A 13,862-nucleotide genomic window follows, 5' to 3' on the forward strand; every position below is an offset into this window, starting at 1 on the left:
ACTAAATCTAGTAGATAAGGAAATTATAACATAAATGGAAAATACATTAAACAACAAATATGAATTAACCGATGATACAATCACACGATTTGGTGTCACGATGCGTCGAGTTAAAGCGCTCAAGAGTTTTGGAAGTGTAGAAAAAGGAGATGTTGGCGGATATATCGAGGATATCAAGAACTTGTCGGTCTATGGTGATGCTTGGGTCTATGGTGATGCTTGGGTCTATGGTAATGCTCAGGTCTATGGTGATGCTCGGGTCTATGGTGATGCTTGGGTCTCTGGTGATGCTCAGGTCTATGGTGATGCTCGGGTCTATGGTGATGCTTGGGTCTATGGTAATGCTCAGGTCTATGGTGATGCTTGGGTCTATTGTGATGCTCAGGTCTATGGTGATGCTCGGGTCTATGGTGATGCTCAGGTCTATGGTGATGCTTGGGTCTATGGTGATGCTTGGGTCTCTGGTGATGCTCAGGTCTATGGTGATGCTCGGGTCTATGGTGATGCTTGGGTCTATGGTAATGCTCAGGTCTATGGTGATGCTTGGGTCTATTGTGATGCTGATTACATTGTTTTTAAAAATAACTGGTCGTCTGGGCGTTACTTCACTTGGACAAAATCAAATGATATGTGGGTAGTCGATTGCTTCTATGGGACAGGAAGAGAGCTAATCGAAAAAGCCTACAAAGACAGCGAAAGCAGCGGTAAGCATTATGAGGCTTATGTTAATTTCGTTGAAACGTTGAAAGGATTGAGTGAAAAACATGACTGAAAAAAACGAACGCTTTGAAGTTACCAATGACAGCCAACTGAATTGGGCGCTTGGCAAATACAAAGAGCATAAGATTCAATTTGATGAGTACGATATCCAAGCCGAGGAATCAAGAAAAATCCTTGAAGAAAAATATAACTCGGAATTGTATGGCATTGAGCAACGTCGATTGAAACTTCAAGCTGAAGAACAGAAGGAAATGGACTATTTCAAAGGATTGGCTGAGCAGTATTATTTAACTCTTGAGACAAAGAATCCCAAGAAAACAATCAATGGTAGTGTTCGATTTTCAAAAAAGGAAAATGTTTCATATGACGACAATTTGCTCTCAGAGCTTAAAGAAAAAGGGCTCAACAGATTCATCTCTGTTAAGACTAAAACGATTGAGAGTGTCGATAAAAAGGCACTCAAAGCTTTTGTAAAAGATGGCGGTCAGCTTATGTCGGAAGATGGCGAAATCGTAGAGGGTTTCAAGTTTGATAAAACAGAAGAATTTACAGTGAAAGTTTGAGGTGATTTATGACTATAAAAATAACTAAAGCAACTGATATTAATCGAACTGAAAATTGGAAAGTACTATTATACGGGAAGCCAGGACTTGGAAAGACAAGTGCAATTAAAGGGTTATCTGGAAAAACTTTGGTTCTTGATTTAGACGGCTCAAGTCGTGTCCTTGCAGGCTTAAAAAATGTAGATGTCATTTCATTTAATAGAGAAGAGCCGATTCAATCAATGAAGGAATTCCTCAACGAGTCAAAGAACTTGATTAATGGCTACAATACCCTAGTAATTGATAATCTCACGGCATTTGAGAAAGATTGGTTTGTTGCTCGAGGGCTGAATAGTAAGAATGGAATTCGAAATGAAATTCAAGACTATGGAGATTATACAAACTATTTCTTAAGACTTATTTCAAAAATATATTCTCTGCCAATCAATATTTATGCTACAGCATGGGAATCTAAAAGAGATGTTGATTTAGAGGACGGAACCAAGCTGACAGAATATATCCCTGATGTCCGCAATCAAGTTTTAAATCAATTGCTTGGGCTTACTGATGTTGTAGGAAGAATCCAAGTTAACCCAGCAACACACGGAAGAGGGGCAATACTTGAAGGAAGTGACGGTGTCTATGCAAAGAATCGCTTAGATGATCGTATAGCATGTAAAATCGAAGACTTGTTTAAGTTTGGTCAACAATCAAAACAAGAAAACACAGAAAACGGAGAACAAAAATAATGAAATTTAACAGAAACGAAATGAGTGCACTTTCAGGACAACAATTCACAGTAGGAGCGCATCTTGCAACAATTACTGATGTTAAAAATCAAAAATCTAAAAATGGCGATCCAATGTTCAAGTTTGATATTGAAGGTAATAATGGAGAAACTGCAAATAATTGGTTTTTGTTTGGTAAACCTTGGTCAGACGGTAACTTGCAAAGAATCCTTGTAAGTATTGAAGATAACAACCAAACCATTGCGCCGATTGATTATGGACACAACGAACAAACACTTAACTTCTTGAAAAATAAACGTGTATTTATTTTAGTAAAAGAACGAACTGGAACATATATTGATAAAAACGGAGATGAGAAAGCTGCGACAGGTACTGAGATTAAAACTTTCTTGTCACGACCAGAATTTGCTTCTTTCGGTGGAGGTCAACAAACACAGCAAAAAGCGAATGACCAATTTGGTGGGTCACCAATGGAAATTTCAGACGACCAACTACCATTCTAACTAAGTTATTGCTGGAGGGTGGCGGAACGAGCCGTAAAGTCAATGAGTAGATGCAATAGCATAACCACTCATAGCCAGCTTTAAATTTTGAAATTAAAAACTTGAAAATAAATTTTATAGAAAGGAGTGATTGTGGCACAAAGAAGAATGTTTAGTAAAAAAATAGTTGAAACAGATTTCTTTATGGAAATGTCACCAACAGCAAAATTACTCTATTTTTACCTAAATATGAGTGCTGATGATGATGGTTTCGTTGGTAATCCTAAAACAATTAAATTGATTAGCGGAGCTACTGATGATGACTTAAAAATACTTATTGTCAAGCAGTTTATCATTCCATTTGAGAGTGGAGTTGTCGTAATCAAAGATTGGAAGATTCATAATTACATCAGAAATGATAGATATAACGAAACGCAGTATTTAGAGGAAAAAAAGCAGCTTGTGATAGCAGAAAACGGAACTTATTCAAAAGTTGGTATACCAGACGTCATACCAACGGTATCCACAGGTAAGGATAGGTTAGGTAAGGATAGGTTAGGTAAGAGTAATAATACTATGTCAGATAAATCTGACGATGTTATTCCTTATTCTGAAATTTTAGATTATCTAAATAAAAAAACAAGTCGTAGCTTTAGGAATGTTGAGGCAAATAAAAAGCTTATCAGAACAAGATGGAATGAAGGCTATAAGTTGAATGACTTCAAAGCGGTAATTGACAATATGGTGATCAATTGGTCTGGTAAGAACTTTAATGGAGTCCCTGCTGAAAATTATTTGCAGCCAAAAACGCTATTCTCTAATAAGTTTGACAGCTATCTTAATCAGACGCAGATCAAAAGCGGAAATAATAAAACTGTCAAAGCTGCTCCAGAGTGGTCAGAAGCCAAAACGCTCAAGGATCGAAAGTATATGACAGATGAGGAAGTGGAGGCATTGCTTAATGGCTTGGAAAATACCTGAGAGCGCTTTTGATAAAGAACTTTCGAAGCATTACATGAGTTTCGTTCCAGGGGTCACTTATCAGCAGTTTGTCAGATATGTCAAGTGGGCTCACGAAAAAGAAATTGTGATGAACCCGGTAACTTTTATCGCATCGGTTAAGAAAATCGATAACGAGGCAGCAACCGAAATAATGATTTATGGAGAAGCGAGTGAAATTTGAAATAGCAATGAATCCGATGGCAAGCCCAAGGCCTAGATTTAGTAGTAGAGGCGGATTTACAAAAGCTTATATGCCCAAGGAATACATGGCTTGGAAAGCTCAGCTCTTATTCAAGTGGAAATTACTGAAATTGAAACAGGAAGTTTCAGGAAGGCCACTATTTGTTAAATTGGGATTTTATCTTGAGCCACCGATAGCGCTAGTAAAAGTAAAAAAGAATCAAGCAGCGCTTGAAGCAGAAAGAATTCCAGTAGTTAAAAAGCCGGACATTGATAATTTGCAGAAATCTGTACTTGATGCGCTAAACAAGCACGCATGGCCAGACGACAACCAAATCAGTGATATTTACGCAAAGAAGCGTTACAGCTTGCGACCACGGATTGAAATTGAAGTTGAAGAAGTAGAGTGGCTTTAATTCATGAAAATTACGGTTACATTGAGCGCTTAAACTGTTTCATGGATAATTTATCACGAACAAGCTAAAGGCGCTTAGAAGCTAAAATATGAGGGATAGCACCGACAGCCCTATTATTTTTGGAGAAATAGAATGAAATATAAATTTAAAGGGTATCACTGGGTTACTCAACAAGGCTGCCTAGTGTTTTCAGAACCTAAACGAATTTCAGTTTATACACAAGACAGTTTCGATTCACTAGAAGAAGCTAAAGCAGAGTGGATAAAAGACCCATGGATCGAAGATGGAGATATCTGTATTTTAGCAACCGAAATTACAAAGGGGGATTGGGACAGATGACAGTACAAGATTTACTAAAAACGATTGAAGACCCAGCAGTAATTACTTTTGTGGATAAAGAAAATAATGAGCTTATTATTTTCGAGCATGGAAATAGTACTGATATTTTCAACGCTGGGTTCTTATGGAGAAAAATAATTACTCTAACCGCTAAAAGGAACAACGAATTTGAAGCTATTTTAGAGGATGTAAAAAATGAAACTGAAAACTGAGATCAGGCATATTCCAGACACGGACTGGCTAGCTATCACAGTGCAATCAACTGACCATTATCAAAACTACATCGGCCGAGCACCAAAAGCTTTGATAAAAGGACCAGTGCTTAATTATGACGTACTTGGAGCCTCAGCACCAATTCAAGTTAACGGCTATACTGTTCACAGATTTCTAGTTAGTTGGAGATATAAGGAAACCGCAAAAAAATAAAAATTGATTGAAACGAGGTTGAATATGGCAGCATTTGACACGCTAACGCTTCTGGCGCTTTATGAGAATGTAAAGCAGGGTTATTTATCAGGTCGGAGAAACTCTGTCTGGATTGACGTTCCAGGCGATACAAAAGGCGTTAGGAACTCGAAGCAGCAGCAGGTACAAATTTACCGAGATATTTGTTCGCTTTACAATCAGGGCAGGCCCATGAGTTACCCACATCTTTTTAAATTACTGGAGCGGAAATTGAAAGAAACGATTATCGTTTTGGATTGAGAGGACGGAGAATGAGCGACGCCACCACCAACCGAACAGCGCAAAGATTACGGGCATATTGTTCCCATAGCTTTAGCAGCAATCAGCAACAACTTAGACGAAAACGTTGAGATCGAGGAAATTTATATACGCTTACGATACGACGGCGCAGCATTAAGTTATGACTTTAAAAATCAGCAAAAAGAAAGATAGAAAATGAAAAAAACAATCACACTCTTAACAGTGGCAGCGATCGCAGCCGCAAGCGGAACAAGCGCAGGAGCGGACACGATCAATGGCGTGCAAGTCACAAGCAATGACGGTCACACGATTACGCTTGCTGACGGCTCAATCGCACGCATTGACGGCAATCACGTATATATGGACGGCATAGGCGAGGTTATTCTTGCGCCTGACATTGTACCTCCAGCCGTGCCAAGTCAGCAAGCGCCACAGCGACAATCGACACCACAAGCGCCAGTTCAAGGAGTGCCGACACCGAAACAGGAAACACCGCAACCAATTTATCAAACGCCACAAGTGCCTGAAACACCACAAGAGCCAACTAAAACACCTAACCAACCTTTACAACAGGTAGAAAACGTGCCAGTTAAAACTTATCCACAGGATAATACACCTCTACCAACTCAAACAGCCGAAACTTTCCCGGTTACTGTTATTGAAGACCGTCCGAACAAGTCTAACATTACGCAAGGAGCAACTGAAACAACTCAAAAACCTGAAACTTTCCCAACCACAACAATTAAAGACACTGAAAAAGTTGAACCAATTAAAGTTCCAACCGAAACAGCACCAATTAAAACGGTAAGCGAGCCAACAAAGGACGCAAAACCAGTCGAACAAATTGAAACAATTGTTAGTATTGCCCCGCAAACCCCACAAAAGCAAGCTGATAGCATTAAAACAACGAGCCAACCTATCACACCAAAGCCAACTCAAACGCTAACACAGACCCCACGATTAGCCACAGCAATACTACCAACAACTGGTACAGATGATAGCTTATCAAACATCGCAACTATTGTAGGAGTGGTTATCATGCTCCTTGCAAGCGTTGGGGCTTTCATCGCACGAAAAGAAAACAAACACACAAAGGAGTTTAAATAATATGAAATTGGATAAGTACGCTATAGAAACAAAGCTCCAATGACTTCTTTCAAGAATAATATTATAAGGTTCCATAAATTACTAAAAATACTGGAGGGGATAGATGACAATTACTGAGCAGCAATTCTATGACATGCTCAATGTTGATGAACATATGAATTTCACAAATCAAATTCAAGAGCTTGTTTTTGATAAAAAAGGACGTGAAGAATTTTACTCTAAAATCTTAAATATCCACCATGACATGAGTGTTGATTTTTTCAGAGATTATTTTATGACTCACTCAGCTGTTTCGGCAAAAGGACAGCATTATACACCAGATGCACTTGGTAAGCTCACAGCGTTGCTTGTAGGTGGTTCTGGAGGTGCTGATTTAACTGGAGCTGGAACAGGAACTCTAATCATTCAAAAATGGCAAGATGACCGAATGAATACTGACTTTTTTAACTATTTGCCGAGTAACTATTGGTACCAGGCATTAGAATTATCAGATGAAGCTATTTCATTCTTGATTCATGCTTTTGCAATTCGAGGAATGAATGGTGTAATCATTCATGGTGATGCATTGGAAATGGCCGTGAAGCAAGTTTATTTCATTCAAAACAGTGCTAATAATCCGATTGGTTTCTCAGAGATAAATGTTATCCCTCACAGCAAAGATGCAATGGAATTTTTAGGGATTCATGAATGGACGGAACAGGCAATTGAACATATTGAAAGTAAATTTCCTGACTGGATTCCACTCATAGAAGAAAAGAAAGGACAGATGAGTTTATTTGACGAGGCTTGAATGACCGACAAACTAATATCGCTGGTCAATGACTGGTGGGGATGATGAAAGGAGGTACTGCAATGGCAACAACTTCGAATAGAATTAAAGAACTACGGAAAAAAAGGGGGATAACCCTTGTAGAACTTGCAGAAAAAATAGGAATAAAAAAATCTACCATATCAAGCTATGAAACAAGAGGAATTAATCCTAATGCAGAAAAAGCTCAAATTCTTGCAGATTTTTTCGATGTAGATGTAAAATATCTACTTGGCTATACTGATATGCCAGTTCGATACGAGGGCGCTCAAGATTTTGACTTAGATTGGATTATTAAAACTTATATTCAAGCAAATGAATCAGAGAAAGAATTTATAAAAAGTGCTATTAAATTAGTTGGCGATAGACTTAACTTGGAGGGATTGAATGAAACAATATTGGGTAATTGAAAATCATTTGGACGGAGGAATCTATCTGATGCCAGAAGATACTCCAGGAGAAGAATTAGAAGAAGCCGAAGATACTTGTGATATTTGTGGAGACAATGATTTAATTATTGGTCAGTTTTCAAACTGGCAACAACTGAAAAAACGGATGACTGATGATGAAAATTATTGTCCATATTCTGATGAATATTTGCAATCAGTATTTGAGGAGGACAACCAATGAAACTAATGTGTAAGCTGTTCGGGCATGATTTAAGATTCAATTGTCTGTATAATATTCACCCATATTGCAGGAGATGTGGGCTGCAAGTAAGATGGCTTGATATTTGGCTTGATAAACACATGGATTGAGGTGGAGAAAAATGAAGAAGATAAGTAGTGCAATTGGTTATATCATCGCCTGGATATTAATTATTCTGGTCTGTCTGCTTTTATTTTCAGCATTACTGTTATTACTAAAAATGTTGTGGTTTGGATATTAGGAGAATAAAATGACATTAATTGATGAAATTAAATCATCTCAAAAAGAATCGCATGAAAAATGGTTTGAGAGATGGTACAAAAAAGCAAATTTAGAAAATAATATCAGGATTTCAGCCGAAAAAGGATATACAGGTTTTAGAATTCAAGTAAGTGATCAGTGTGATAGTTATTTAAGGTTGAGACTAGGGAATAAAGAAACAACTTCTCTTTTAAAAGAAAAGCTCGGTGATGGTTTTGCCATAGCATTTAGAGAAATCCATGGAGAGAATTTTTTAGGAATTAAGACTTATAAATCATTCATTCAAATTTTATGGTAAACAAAAAAAGCCCGCTGGGAACGGGCTTCGGCAAGATTGCATCTAATCTTATTATACCACAGGAGGCTTTTGAATTGGCGGATAGATTAGATATGTTATTAAGTGATTACATGACAGGTATGCTTCAAGTTAAAATCAATTCGAGAGAACGCTGGATCACTCGTGAAAAACATGAGGAAAGAATCGGAAGCGGTGGGAGTAGTTCAAACACCGCACCACAAGAGCGCAACTATTTGATTAAGGAGGCTGATAAGGAACTTGGCAGACTTAATGATCAGAAGCAAACACTCGATGAGTTGATGGAAGTGATACACGGAACAAAAGTAAAAGAAATTATAATCGCTCGTTTTAAATATCGTTTGTCGTGGTCAAAAGTTGGACAAAGGATATTCTTAGATGAAGATGCTGCAAGAAAACAATATGCATCATTTAAAAAAACACTGAGAGATGGATTATGGAGAAGTACTTTGGGCTGATTTTACTTTCCGTTTTTAACCCGTTTTTTGCCCGTTTATATCCGAATTTAAGTGCGATAATGGTAGCATGAAGTTATCAACGAAAGCGCAAAATTACAATTTATTCGGTTGGACATACTTCGTTGTTGTGGCTGCATGGTCAAGGGGTTAAGACACTGCACTTTTAATGCAGAGGCGTGAGTTCGAATCTCACTCAGTCACATAATGGGTTGATAATAATATTCCCATGGTTTGAATCCATAAAAACAGCTTGGTAACTTGCGACTGTACAGTGATTGTCGTTACATTCACAACGGGGTTATTTAAAACATAGCAGGCTTGGAGTTATTTATCACTAACGTATAAATAACAAGTGGCGAGTTTATACTTAATGCTAGTAGCAAGCACGGTACGGGAACGTAGGCGCTCAGGGTTCGATTCCCTGACTTGCTATTATTATTTTATTACAGGTTGCCCAATGGGCAGCCTTTTATTGTTGGAGAAAGGAGCGAGTAGTAGTACTAGTAGCAATGGGATAAGTCCTGCTAGAAAAGATGGATTTAAAATTGTAAAACATGCTGTGACAAGAACTGAAGGTGGCGGACATCTAAAAGCTGAGACTGTATTCTCATCCCCTTCTGCCAGAGGAATGGAGGGTAGAATTTCAATACCTACACGAAATATCCAAAAGATTAGTTATAAGAATAATAAACTAAAAATTACAACAAAAGATGGAAAAAGTACGGTTCTTAAAAGATAAAATATTAGTTGTTTAAAGAATAAAATAAAAAAGTCGTCAGAAATGGCGGCTTTTTGCGATGATTGGAGGTTAAGAAATATGGAGCAAAATGGAGCGAACAGTAAATATTATACGGACCCAAAGATTATATCAAGCGTATTGATCATGCGGAATGTAGAAAGAAAAACAGTTCGTGAAATTGCGAAGCTTGCTTCACTTTCTCAAACCACAGTAACCAAAATCATAAATGATTATAGTTTAACAGAAAGTTTCGCTGAAATAGTCCAAAAATATCTTGCGGACAATATGGGAGAAGCTGCTGCAGGTATTCTTGATTTAGCACGACATGGAGAAAATGAAAGGGTCAGGCTTGATGCTTGGAAAATGATTTTGGGCTTAGGGGGTGTGACAATTGTCGAAAAGCAAGAAGTTACTAGTACTATAAATATTAGTCAAAGGAGTCAGGAGATACAAGAACGGATTAAAGAGAGGTTGAAAAATGGATAATAACTTCGACTTCTATATGGATTTAGTGGTAGATAATCCTATTCAATTCGGCATAGAGTGTGGTTTTGAAGACCTGGAAGAAATCCACAATGAATGGATCAGGTCTTTTTTGTTTTCTGAGGAAGATGAAACGCTCTTGGCTCATCGCGGGTCATATAAAACTACTTGTCTTTCGATTGCAATTGCGATTCTGTTGGTTATGTTTCCTGATCAGGCGATTATCTTCATGAGAAAGACCGACACGGATGTTACGGAAATTGTGGTGCAGGTTCAGAAGTTATTGCAGTCAAATATCTTCCAAGATTTTGCCATTGCCTTATGGGATGTAGAATCTGGTATTGAATTTACAAAAGCTACCAATACAGAAATTGATACAAACCTCAAGAAAACAAGCAAGGGGACTTCTCAACTCCTTGCTTTGGGGATTGGTGCCAGCATAACTGGTAAGCACGCGGACATTGTTATCACCGATGACATTGTCAATCTGAAAGACCGAGTAAGCCGGGCAGAACGTGAGCGGACAAAAACCCAGTACCAGGAACTGCAGAATGTTAAAAATCGTGGTGGCCGTTTCATTAACACAGGAACTCCCTGGCACAAGGAAGATGCAATCTCTAAGATGCCAAACGTCAAACGCTATGATTGCTATGAAACAGGATTGATTAGTAAAGAACAGTTAGAGCATTTGAGGCAAGCCATGATTCCTAGTTTATTTGCTGCTAACTATGAACTGAAACATATTGCAGATAAAGATGCCATGTTTAGCGCTCCAACCTATATTGATGACGTTGGCAAAATAGCCAATGGAACAGCACACATTGATGCGGCTTACGGCGGGAGTGACTCGACGGTGTATACTGCCAAGAAAGATAATGTGATGTTTGGCAAAAAATGGGACAAGCACGTTGACGATTGCTTGAATGAGATTGAACTTATCCACAAAGAACTGAAGCTTGGGACAATCCATGTGGAAAACAATGGGGATAAAGGTTATCTTGCTAAAGAAATTAAAAAACGTGGTATCCCAGTCAAAGAATATCACGAGTCACAAAATAAATTCATTAAAATTGCTACCTATTTGCGTGCTGAGTGGTCAAAAATTCAATGGTTAGATACTACTGATCCAGATTATATGGCTCAGGTATTGGACTACACTGAGAATGCTGAACACGACGACGCGCCCGATAGCGCAGCAAGTTTAATTAGACAAACTACTAAAAAAGGAGGTTGGTTGATTTAATGGCTACGAACATTTTACTAAGCAATGACCCTTCTACTATCGCAAGTGGAATTAAGCGAGCGATTGCTAATGATTTGAAGGATGATAAAAAGAAGCGTGCCAAAGAAGGCGTTGATTATTATAATTATAAGCATGACATTTTAGACAATCGAATCTTTTACATTGACGATAATAACAATTTAAAAGAAGACAAGTACGCTACAAATATCAAAATTCCCAATGCTTTTTTGAATGAATTGATTGACCAGAAAGTTCAATATCTTTTATCGAATCCGGTTGAGATTGAATGTGATGACGAGCAATTGGTTAAATATCTAAAGGATTATTACGACGAGGATTTCCAACTTTTCTTAAATGATTTACTAACCAATGGAAGTCAAAAAGGCTTTGAATACGTCTATCCTCGGACGACTCCACAAGATGTTATTGTGTTTCAAGTCCTGGATGGTTTGAAAATCATTCCGATTTACGATGATATGAACGTTGTTCAGCGTGTTTTAAGATATTATTCTAATGACATTCTCAAAGACGGCAAGGTGGTTACTATCAAGACTGCCGAACTTTATGATGATAAACAAGTCATGACTTTCGAAGCTTCCGAAAAAGATGATTATAAATTCATCGGTTCGCAGCCTCATATTCTTGGAACGAATGGAGAGGAGATTGGCGGTCGCTCTTACAACACAATCCCACTCTATCGCTATCAGAACAACCAACAGGAACGAACAGATTTAGAACCAATCAAAGCGCTTATTGATGACTACGACTTGATGAACTCTTACCTATCAAATAATTTACAGTCTTTCTCTGATGCCATTTATGTGGTTAGAGGATTTGACGGAGACTCTTTAGATAAGCTTCAGGTTAATCTTCGGAATAAAAAAGTTGTAGGTGTTGGAGATGATGGTGGAGTTGATGTAAAAGTTGTCAATATTCCAGTTGAAGGTCGAAAGACCAAGATGGAAATTGACAGTGAAAACATTTATCGTTTTGGATTCGGTTTTGATAGCTCACAAGTCGGTGATGGCAATGTGACGAACGTTGTCATCAAGTCACGATACACACGGCTAGACATGAAAGCCAATAAGACAGAGGTTCGGTTGAGAGCTTTCTTAAAGTGGTCGCTTGATTTAGTTATTGCGGACATCAACCGAAAAAACGGGACTTCCTTCACGAGCAATCAGGTTGAGTTTGTAATCACCCGTGAAATGATGGTGAATGAAAATGACCTTGCAACCAACGAGAAGACTAAAGCAGATACTAAAGTATCAAATGTTAATGCGATACTTGCGGCCGCTCCCGTTATCGGCGATGATGACACCTTGCAGCTTATCTGCGAAGAGTTTGAGTTAGATTGGGAAGAAGTGAAAGGAAAACTTTCTACTTCTGATTATAAAGATGTGACTCAAGGTACAGAACCGCCAGAGGAATAAAACCTATGGATGAAAAAAAGCAAGCATTAGAAAACTTCAAAAAAGCGCTCAAAGCTGGAATGCCTGATTCTGAAAAAGATTTAGCAAAACTCAGTAATGAGCTGTCAAATCTTTACCGGAAATACCTTAAGGATTTAAAAGCACAACTCAAAACTTGGCTTGAGCTTTATGACCAGATGAGTTTTTCGGACCAATTACAAGTTGAGCGATTATTAAACGTCGCTAACGTCATCAATGAACTGGTTGGAGAGCCCGGGATAAATATTCAACAATCCATTAAAGGCCATATCTTAAAGCAAGGGACTGATGCATATAATAGCGTGTGGTATGAGCTGGAACAAAGCAATAATATTCTTCTTGACTTTGATGTTTTAGACCCTCATTATTTAGAAACAATTATGGAGCAACCGGTCGCAGGTAAGCGACTTTCAAAACGTTTGGGAGATAGCGTTAATCAGTTGGCCAAAGCTTCAAATAATGCCATTTCTCGTGGTTTTATGATGGGTAAAAACTATGCGGATATTGCCAGAGACATTTCAACCGAAACGCAAGCGAGTTATAAGCGAGCTGTTAGAATTGCCAGAACCGAAAGCGGACGAGTGAGCAGTATTTCTACTCAAAAAGGTTACAAAGAAGCCACAGATAAAGGAATTGACCTAAAGAAGATGTGGCTAGCGACTTTGGATGGCCGCACTCGTGAGGATCATCAGCACGTTGATGGACAGATTCGAGAAGTTGATAAGATGTTTCAAGTTGGCGGATATGATGCATTAGGCCCACATCAAGTGGGTGTACCAAGTGAAGATATTAACTGCCGATGTACCACTCGCCCTATTGTCCACGGTATTATGCCAACGGTTCGGAGAAATAATATCACTGGGAAAGTCGGAAAATGGCAGAGTTATGATGAATGGGTGAAAATAAAAAATAAAAACTAGAGCGTTTGTCACAAGACAGGCGCTTTTCTTATGCTCAAGGGAGGGCAAAATAATGAAATTCGAAGAAGTATTACCGCTAATCAAAGAAGGTAAAAAAGCCTTGCGCACTGGCTGGAATGGCCGTGGGATGTTTGTTGTAAGGCAAAAGGGGTATCCTCAAGGCATCAACTGCAATAAACAAACTGCTGATGCATGGGATTTGAATGAAGGTGATTTATTTATCGTTCATCCATATTTACAAATTAAAAACTCTGACGGAACACACGCAATGTGGGTGCCAAGCATTGGAGATA

The 13,862-nt window shown here is 38.4% G+C and carries 24 protein-coding genes and 1 tRNA gene; all 25 read left to right on the forward strand.

Features of this window, described 5'->3' with window-relative positions:
* The first annotated feature begins 34 nt into the window (after positions 1-34).
* Entirely contained in the window at positions 35-772 is a 738-nt protein-coding gene (locus EQJ87_RS10520) for a polymer-forming cytoskeletal protein (RefSeq protein ID WP_130124534.1), read from the forward strand.
* Positions 765-1,283: a host-nuclease inhibitor Gam family protein gene (locus tag EQJ87_RS10525; protein ID WP_130122767.1), complete on the forward strand. Its 519-nt coding sequence runs from the start codon at positions 765-767 to the stop codon at positions 1,281-1,283. The genes EQJ87_RS10520 and EQJ87_RS10525 overlap by 8 nt, the downstream gene beginning before the upstream one ends.
* A gap of 8 nt (positions 1,284-1,291) precedes the next feature.
* A complete protein-coding gene (locus EQJ87_RS10530; RefSeq protein WP_130122768.1) occupies positions 1,292-2,011 on the forward strand; it encodes an AAA family ATPase in 720 nt (239 codons plus the stop codon).
* Positions 2,011-2,514 (forward strand): single-stranded DNA-binding protein, encoded by a 504-nt coding sequence (locus tag EQJ87_RS10535; protein ID WP_130122769.1) that lies wholly within the window; start codon positions 2,011-2,013, stop codon positions 2,512-2,514. The genes EQJ87_RS10530 and EQJ87_RS10535 overlap by 1 nt, the downstream gene beginning before the upstream one ends.
* 132 nt (positions 2,515-2,646) lie before the next feature.
* On the forward strand, positions 2,647-3,474 hold the full coding sequence (locus EQJ87_RS10540) for a conserved phage C-terminal domain-containing protein (protein ID WP_130122770.1): 828 nt from the start codon (positions 2,647-2,649) through the stop codon (positions 3,472-3,474).
* Entirely contained in the window at positions 3,455-3,676 is a 222-nt protein-coding gene (locus tag EQJ87_RS10545; protein ID WP_130122771.1) for a hypothetical protein, read from the forward strand. Before EQJ87_RS10540 ends, EQJ87_RS10545 begins: the two co-directional genes overlap by 20 nt.
* The gene (locus tag EQJ87_RS10550) at positions 3,666-4,091 is read left to right on the forward strand and encodes a RusA family crossover junction endodeoxyribonuclease (RefSeq protein WP_190289003.1); all 426 of its coding nucleotides are present in this window, start codon (positions 3,666-3,668) and stop codon (positions 4,089-4,091) included. The genes EQJ87_RS10545 and EQJ87_RS10550 overlap by 11 nt, the downstream gene beginning before the upstream one ends.
* A gap of 132 nt (positions 4,092-4,223) precedes the next feature.
* A complete protein-coding gene (locus tag EQJ87_RS11590; protein WP_190289004.1) occupies positions 4,224-4,430 on the forward strand; it encodes a hypothetical protein in 207 nt (68 codons plus the stop codon).
* Positions 4,427-4,642 carry a DUF1125 domain-containing protein gene (locus EQJ87_RS10555; protein ID WP_190289005.1) on the forward strand — a complete coding sequence of 72 codons (216 nt, stop codon included), beginning with the start codon at positions 4,427-4,429 and terminating at the stop codon, positions 4,640-4,642. The genes EQJ87_RS11590 and EQJ87_RS10555 overlap by 4 nt, the downstream gene beginning before the upstream one ends.
* Positions 4,626-4,856, forward strand: a complete 231-nt coding sequence (locus EQJ87_RS10560; RefSeq protein ID WP_130122774.1) for a hypothetical protein — start codon at positions 4,626-4,628, stop codon at positions 4,854-4,856. Before EQJ87_RS10555 ends, EQJ87_RS10560 begins: the two co-directional genes overlap by 17 nt.
* A gap of 24 nt (positions 4,857-4,880) precedes the next feature.
* The gene (locus EQJ87_RS10565) at positions 4,881-5,135 is read left to right on the forward strand and encodes a DUF1031 family protein (RefSeq protein ID WP_130122775.1); all 255 of its coding nucleotides are present in this window, start codon (positions 4,881-4,883) and stop codon (positions 5,133-5,135) included.
* Between the two features lie 195 nt (positions 5,136-5,330).
* Complete coding sequence (locus tag EQJ87_RS10570) at positions 5,331-6,242, forward strand: LPXTG cell wall anchor domain-containing protein (protein ID WP_130122776.1); 912 nt, start codon at positions 5,331-5,333, stop codon at positions 6,240-6,242.
* A 103-nt stretch (positions 6,243-6,345) separates the two neighbouring features.
* Entirely contained in the window at positions 6,346-7,032 is a 687-nt protein-coding gene (locus tag EQJ87_RS10575; protein WP_130122777.1) for a hypothetical protein, read from the forward strand.
* A 62-nt stretch (positions 7,033-7,094) separates the two neighbouring features.
* On the forward strand, positions 7,095-7,460 hold the full coding sequence (locus EQJ87_RS10580) for a helix-turn-helix domain-containing protein (RefSeq protein WP_130122778.1): 366 nt from the start codon (positions 7,095-7,097) through the stop codon (positions 7,458-7,460).
* Positions 7,438-7,680: a hypothetical protein gene (locus EQJ87_RS10585; RefSeq protein WP_130122779.1), complete on the forward strand. Its 243-nt coding sequence runs from the start codon at positions 7,438-7,440 to the stop codon at positions 7,678-7,680. The genes EQJ87_RS10580 and EQJ87_RS10585 overlap by 23 nt, the downstream gene beginning before the upstream one ends.
* Before the next feature lie 5 nt (positions 7,681-7,685).
* On the forward strand, positions 7,686-7,808 hold the full coding sequence (locus tag EQJ87_RS11825) for a DUF1660 domain-containing protein (RefSeq protein ID WP_223804531.1): 123 nt from the start codon (positions 7,686-7,688) through the stop codon (positions 7,806-7,808).
* 140 nt (positions 7,809-7,948) lie between these two features.
* The gene (locus EQJ87_RS10595; protein WP_130122781.1) at positions 7,949-8,257 is read left to right on the forward strand and encodes a hypothetical protein; all 309 of its coding nucleotides are present in this window, start codon (positions 7,949-7,951) and stop codon (positions 8,255-8,257) included.
* A 74-nt stretch (positions 8,258-8,331) separates the two neighbouring features.
* Positions 8,332-8,733 carry a DUF722 domain-containing protein gene (locus EQJ87_RS10600; RefSeq protein WP_130124537.1) on the forward strand — a complete coding sequence of 134 codons (402 nt, stop codon included), beginning with the start codon at positions 8,332-8,334 and terminating at the stop codon, positions 8,731-8,733.
* A 127-nt stretch (positions 8,734-8,860) separates the two neighbouring features.
* Positions 8,861-8,935: transfer RNA gene (locus tag EQJ87_RS10605), tRNA-Lys, on the forward strand.
* Positions 8,936-9,190: 255 nt separating this feature from the next.
* Complete coding sequence (locus tag EQJ87_RS11595; protein ID WP_190289024.1) at positions 9,191-9,472, forward strand: hypothetical protein; 282 nt, start codon at positions 9,191-9,193, stop codon at positions 9,470-9,472.
* Positions 9,473-9,550: 78 nt separating this feature from the next.
* Complete coding sequence (locus tag EQJ87_RS10610; RefSeq protein WP_130123212.1) at positions 9,551-9,958, forward strand: hypothetical protein; 408 nt, start codon at positions 9,551-9,553, stop codon at positions 9,956-9,958.
* Positions 9,951-11,198, forward strand: a complete 1,248-nt coding sequence (locus EQJ87_RS10615; protein WP_130123211.1) for a hypothetical protein — start codon at positions 9,951-9,953, stop codon at positions 11,196-11,198. The genes EQJ87_RS10610 and EQJ87_RS10615 overlap by 8 nt, the downstream gene beginning before the upstream one ends.
* Positions 11,198-12,631, forward strand: a complete 1,434-nt coding sequence (locus EQJ87_RS10620; protein ID WP_130123210.1) for a phage portal protein — start codon at positions 11,198-11,200, stop codon at positions 12,629-12,631. Before EQJ87_RS10615 ends, EQJ87_RS10620 begins: the two co-directional genes overlap by 1 nt.
* Positions 12,632-12,636: 5 nt before the next feature.
* Positions 12,637-13,569 carry a phage minor head protein gene (locus EQJ87_RS10625; RefSeq protein WP_130123209.1) on the forward strand — a complete coding sequence of 311 codons (933 nt, stop codon included), beginning with the start codon at positions 12,637-12,639 and terminating at the stop codon, positions 13,567-13,569.
* A 52-nt stretch (positions 13,570-13,621) separates the two neighbouring features.
* Positions 13,622-13,862, forward strand: a 241-nt coding sequence (locus tag EQJ87_RS10630) for a DUF2829 domain-containing protein (RefSeq protein WP_130124535.1), incomplete at its 3' end; no start/stop codon positions are given.

The sequence above is a fragment of the Lactococcus sp. S-13 genome (genome assembly GCF_004210295.1).
GTDB lineage: Bacteria > Bacillota > Bacilli > Lactobacillales > Streptococcaceae > Lactococcus.

Excerpts from the sequence above, each read along its gene's own strand:
- EQJ87_RS10520 (WP_130124534.1), top strand. The coding sequence starts at position 35 with ATGGAAAATACATTAAACAACAAATATGAATTAACCGATGATACAATC.
- EQJ87_RS10525 (WP_130122767.1), top strand. The coding sequence starts at position 765 with ATGACTGAAAAAAACGAACGCTTTGAAGTTACCAATGACAGCCAACTG.
- EQJ87_RS10530 (WP_130122768.1), top strand. The coding sequence starts at position 1,292 with ATGACTATAAAAATAACTAAAGCAACTGATATTAATCGAACTGAAAAT.
- EQJ87_RS10535 (WP_130122769.1), top strand. The coding sequence starts at position 2,011 with ATGAAATTTAACAGAAACGAAATGAGTGCACTTTCAGGACAACAATTC.
- EQJ87_RS10545 (WP_130122771.1), top strand. The coding sequence starts at position 3,455 with ATGGCTTGGAAAATACCTGAGAGCGCTTTTGATAAAGAACTTTCGAAG.
- EQJ87_RS11590 (WP_190289004.1), top strand. The coding sequence starts at position 4,224 with ATGAAATATAAATTTAAAGGGTATCACTGGGTTACTCAACAAGGCTGC.
- EQJ87_RS10555 (WP_190289005.1), top strand. The coding sequence starts at position 4,427 with ATGACAGTACAAGATTTACTAAAAACGATTGAAGACCCAGCAGTAATT.
- EQJ87_RS10560 (WP_130122774.1), top strand. The coding sequence starts at position 4,626 with ATGAAACTGAAAACTGAGATCAGGCATATTCCAGACACGGACTGGCTA.
- EQJ87_RS10565 (WP_130122775.1), top strand. The coding sequence starts at position 4,881 with ATGGCAGCATTTGACACGCTAACGCTTCTGGCGCTTTATGAGAATGTA.
- EQJ87_RS10570 (WP_130122776.1), top strand. The coding sequence starts at position 5,331 with ATGAAAAAAACAATCACACTCTTAACAGTGGCAGCGATCGCAGCCGCA.
- EQJ87_RS10575 (WP_130122777.1), top strand. The coding sequence starts at position 6,346 with ATGACAATTACTGAGCAGCAATTCTATGACATGCTCAATGTTGATGAA.
- EQJ87_RS10580 (WP_130122778.1), top strand. The coding sequence starts at position 7,095 with ATGGCAACAACTTCGAATAGAATTAAAGAACTACGGAAAAAAAGGGGG.
- EQJ87_RS10585 (WP_130122779.1), top strand. The coding sequence starts at position 7,438 with ATGAAACAATATTGGGTAATTGAAAATCATTTGGACGGAGGAATCTAT.
- EQJ87_RS11825 (WP_223804531.1), top strand. The coding sequence starts at position 7,686 with ATGTGTAAGCTGTTCGGGCATGATTTAAGATTCAATTGTCTGTATAAT.
- EQJ87_RS10595 (WP_130122781.1), top strand. The coding sequence starts at position 7,949 with ATGACATTAATTGATGAAATTAAATCATCTCAAAAAGAATCGCATGAA.
- EQJ87_RS11595 (WP_190289024.1), top strand. The coding sequence starts at position 9,191 with ATGGGCAGCCTTTTATTGTTGGAGAAAGGAGCGAGTAGTAGTACTAGT.
- EQJ87_RS10610 (WP_130123212.1), top strand. The coding sequence starts at position 9,551 with ATGGAGCAAAATGGAGCGAACAGTAAATATTATACGGACCCAAAGATT.
- EQJ87_RS10615 (WP_130123211.1), top strand. The coding sequence starts at position 9,951 with ATGGATAATAACTTCGACTTCTATATGGATTTAGTGGTAGATAATCCT.
- EQJ87_RS10620 (WP_130123210.1), top strand. The coding sequence starts at position 11,198 with ATGGCTACGAACATTTTACTAAGCAATGACCCTTCTACTATCGCAAGT.
- EQJ87_RS10625 (WP_130123209.1), top strand. The coding sequence starts at position 12,637 with ATGGATGAAAAAAAGCAAGCATTAGAAAACTTCAAAAAAGCGCTCAAA.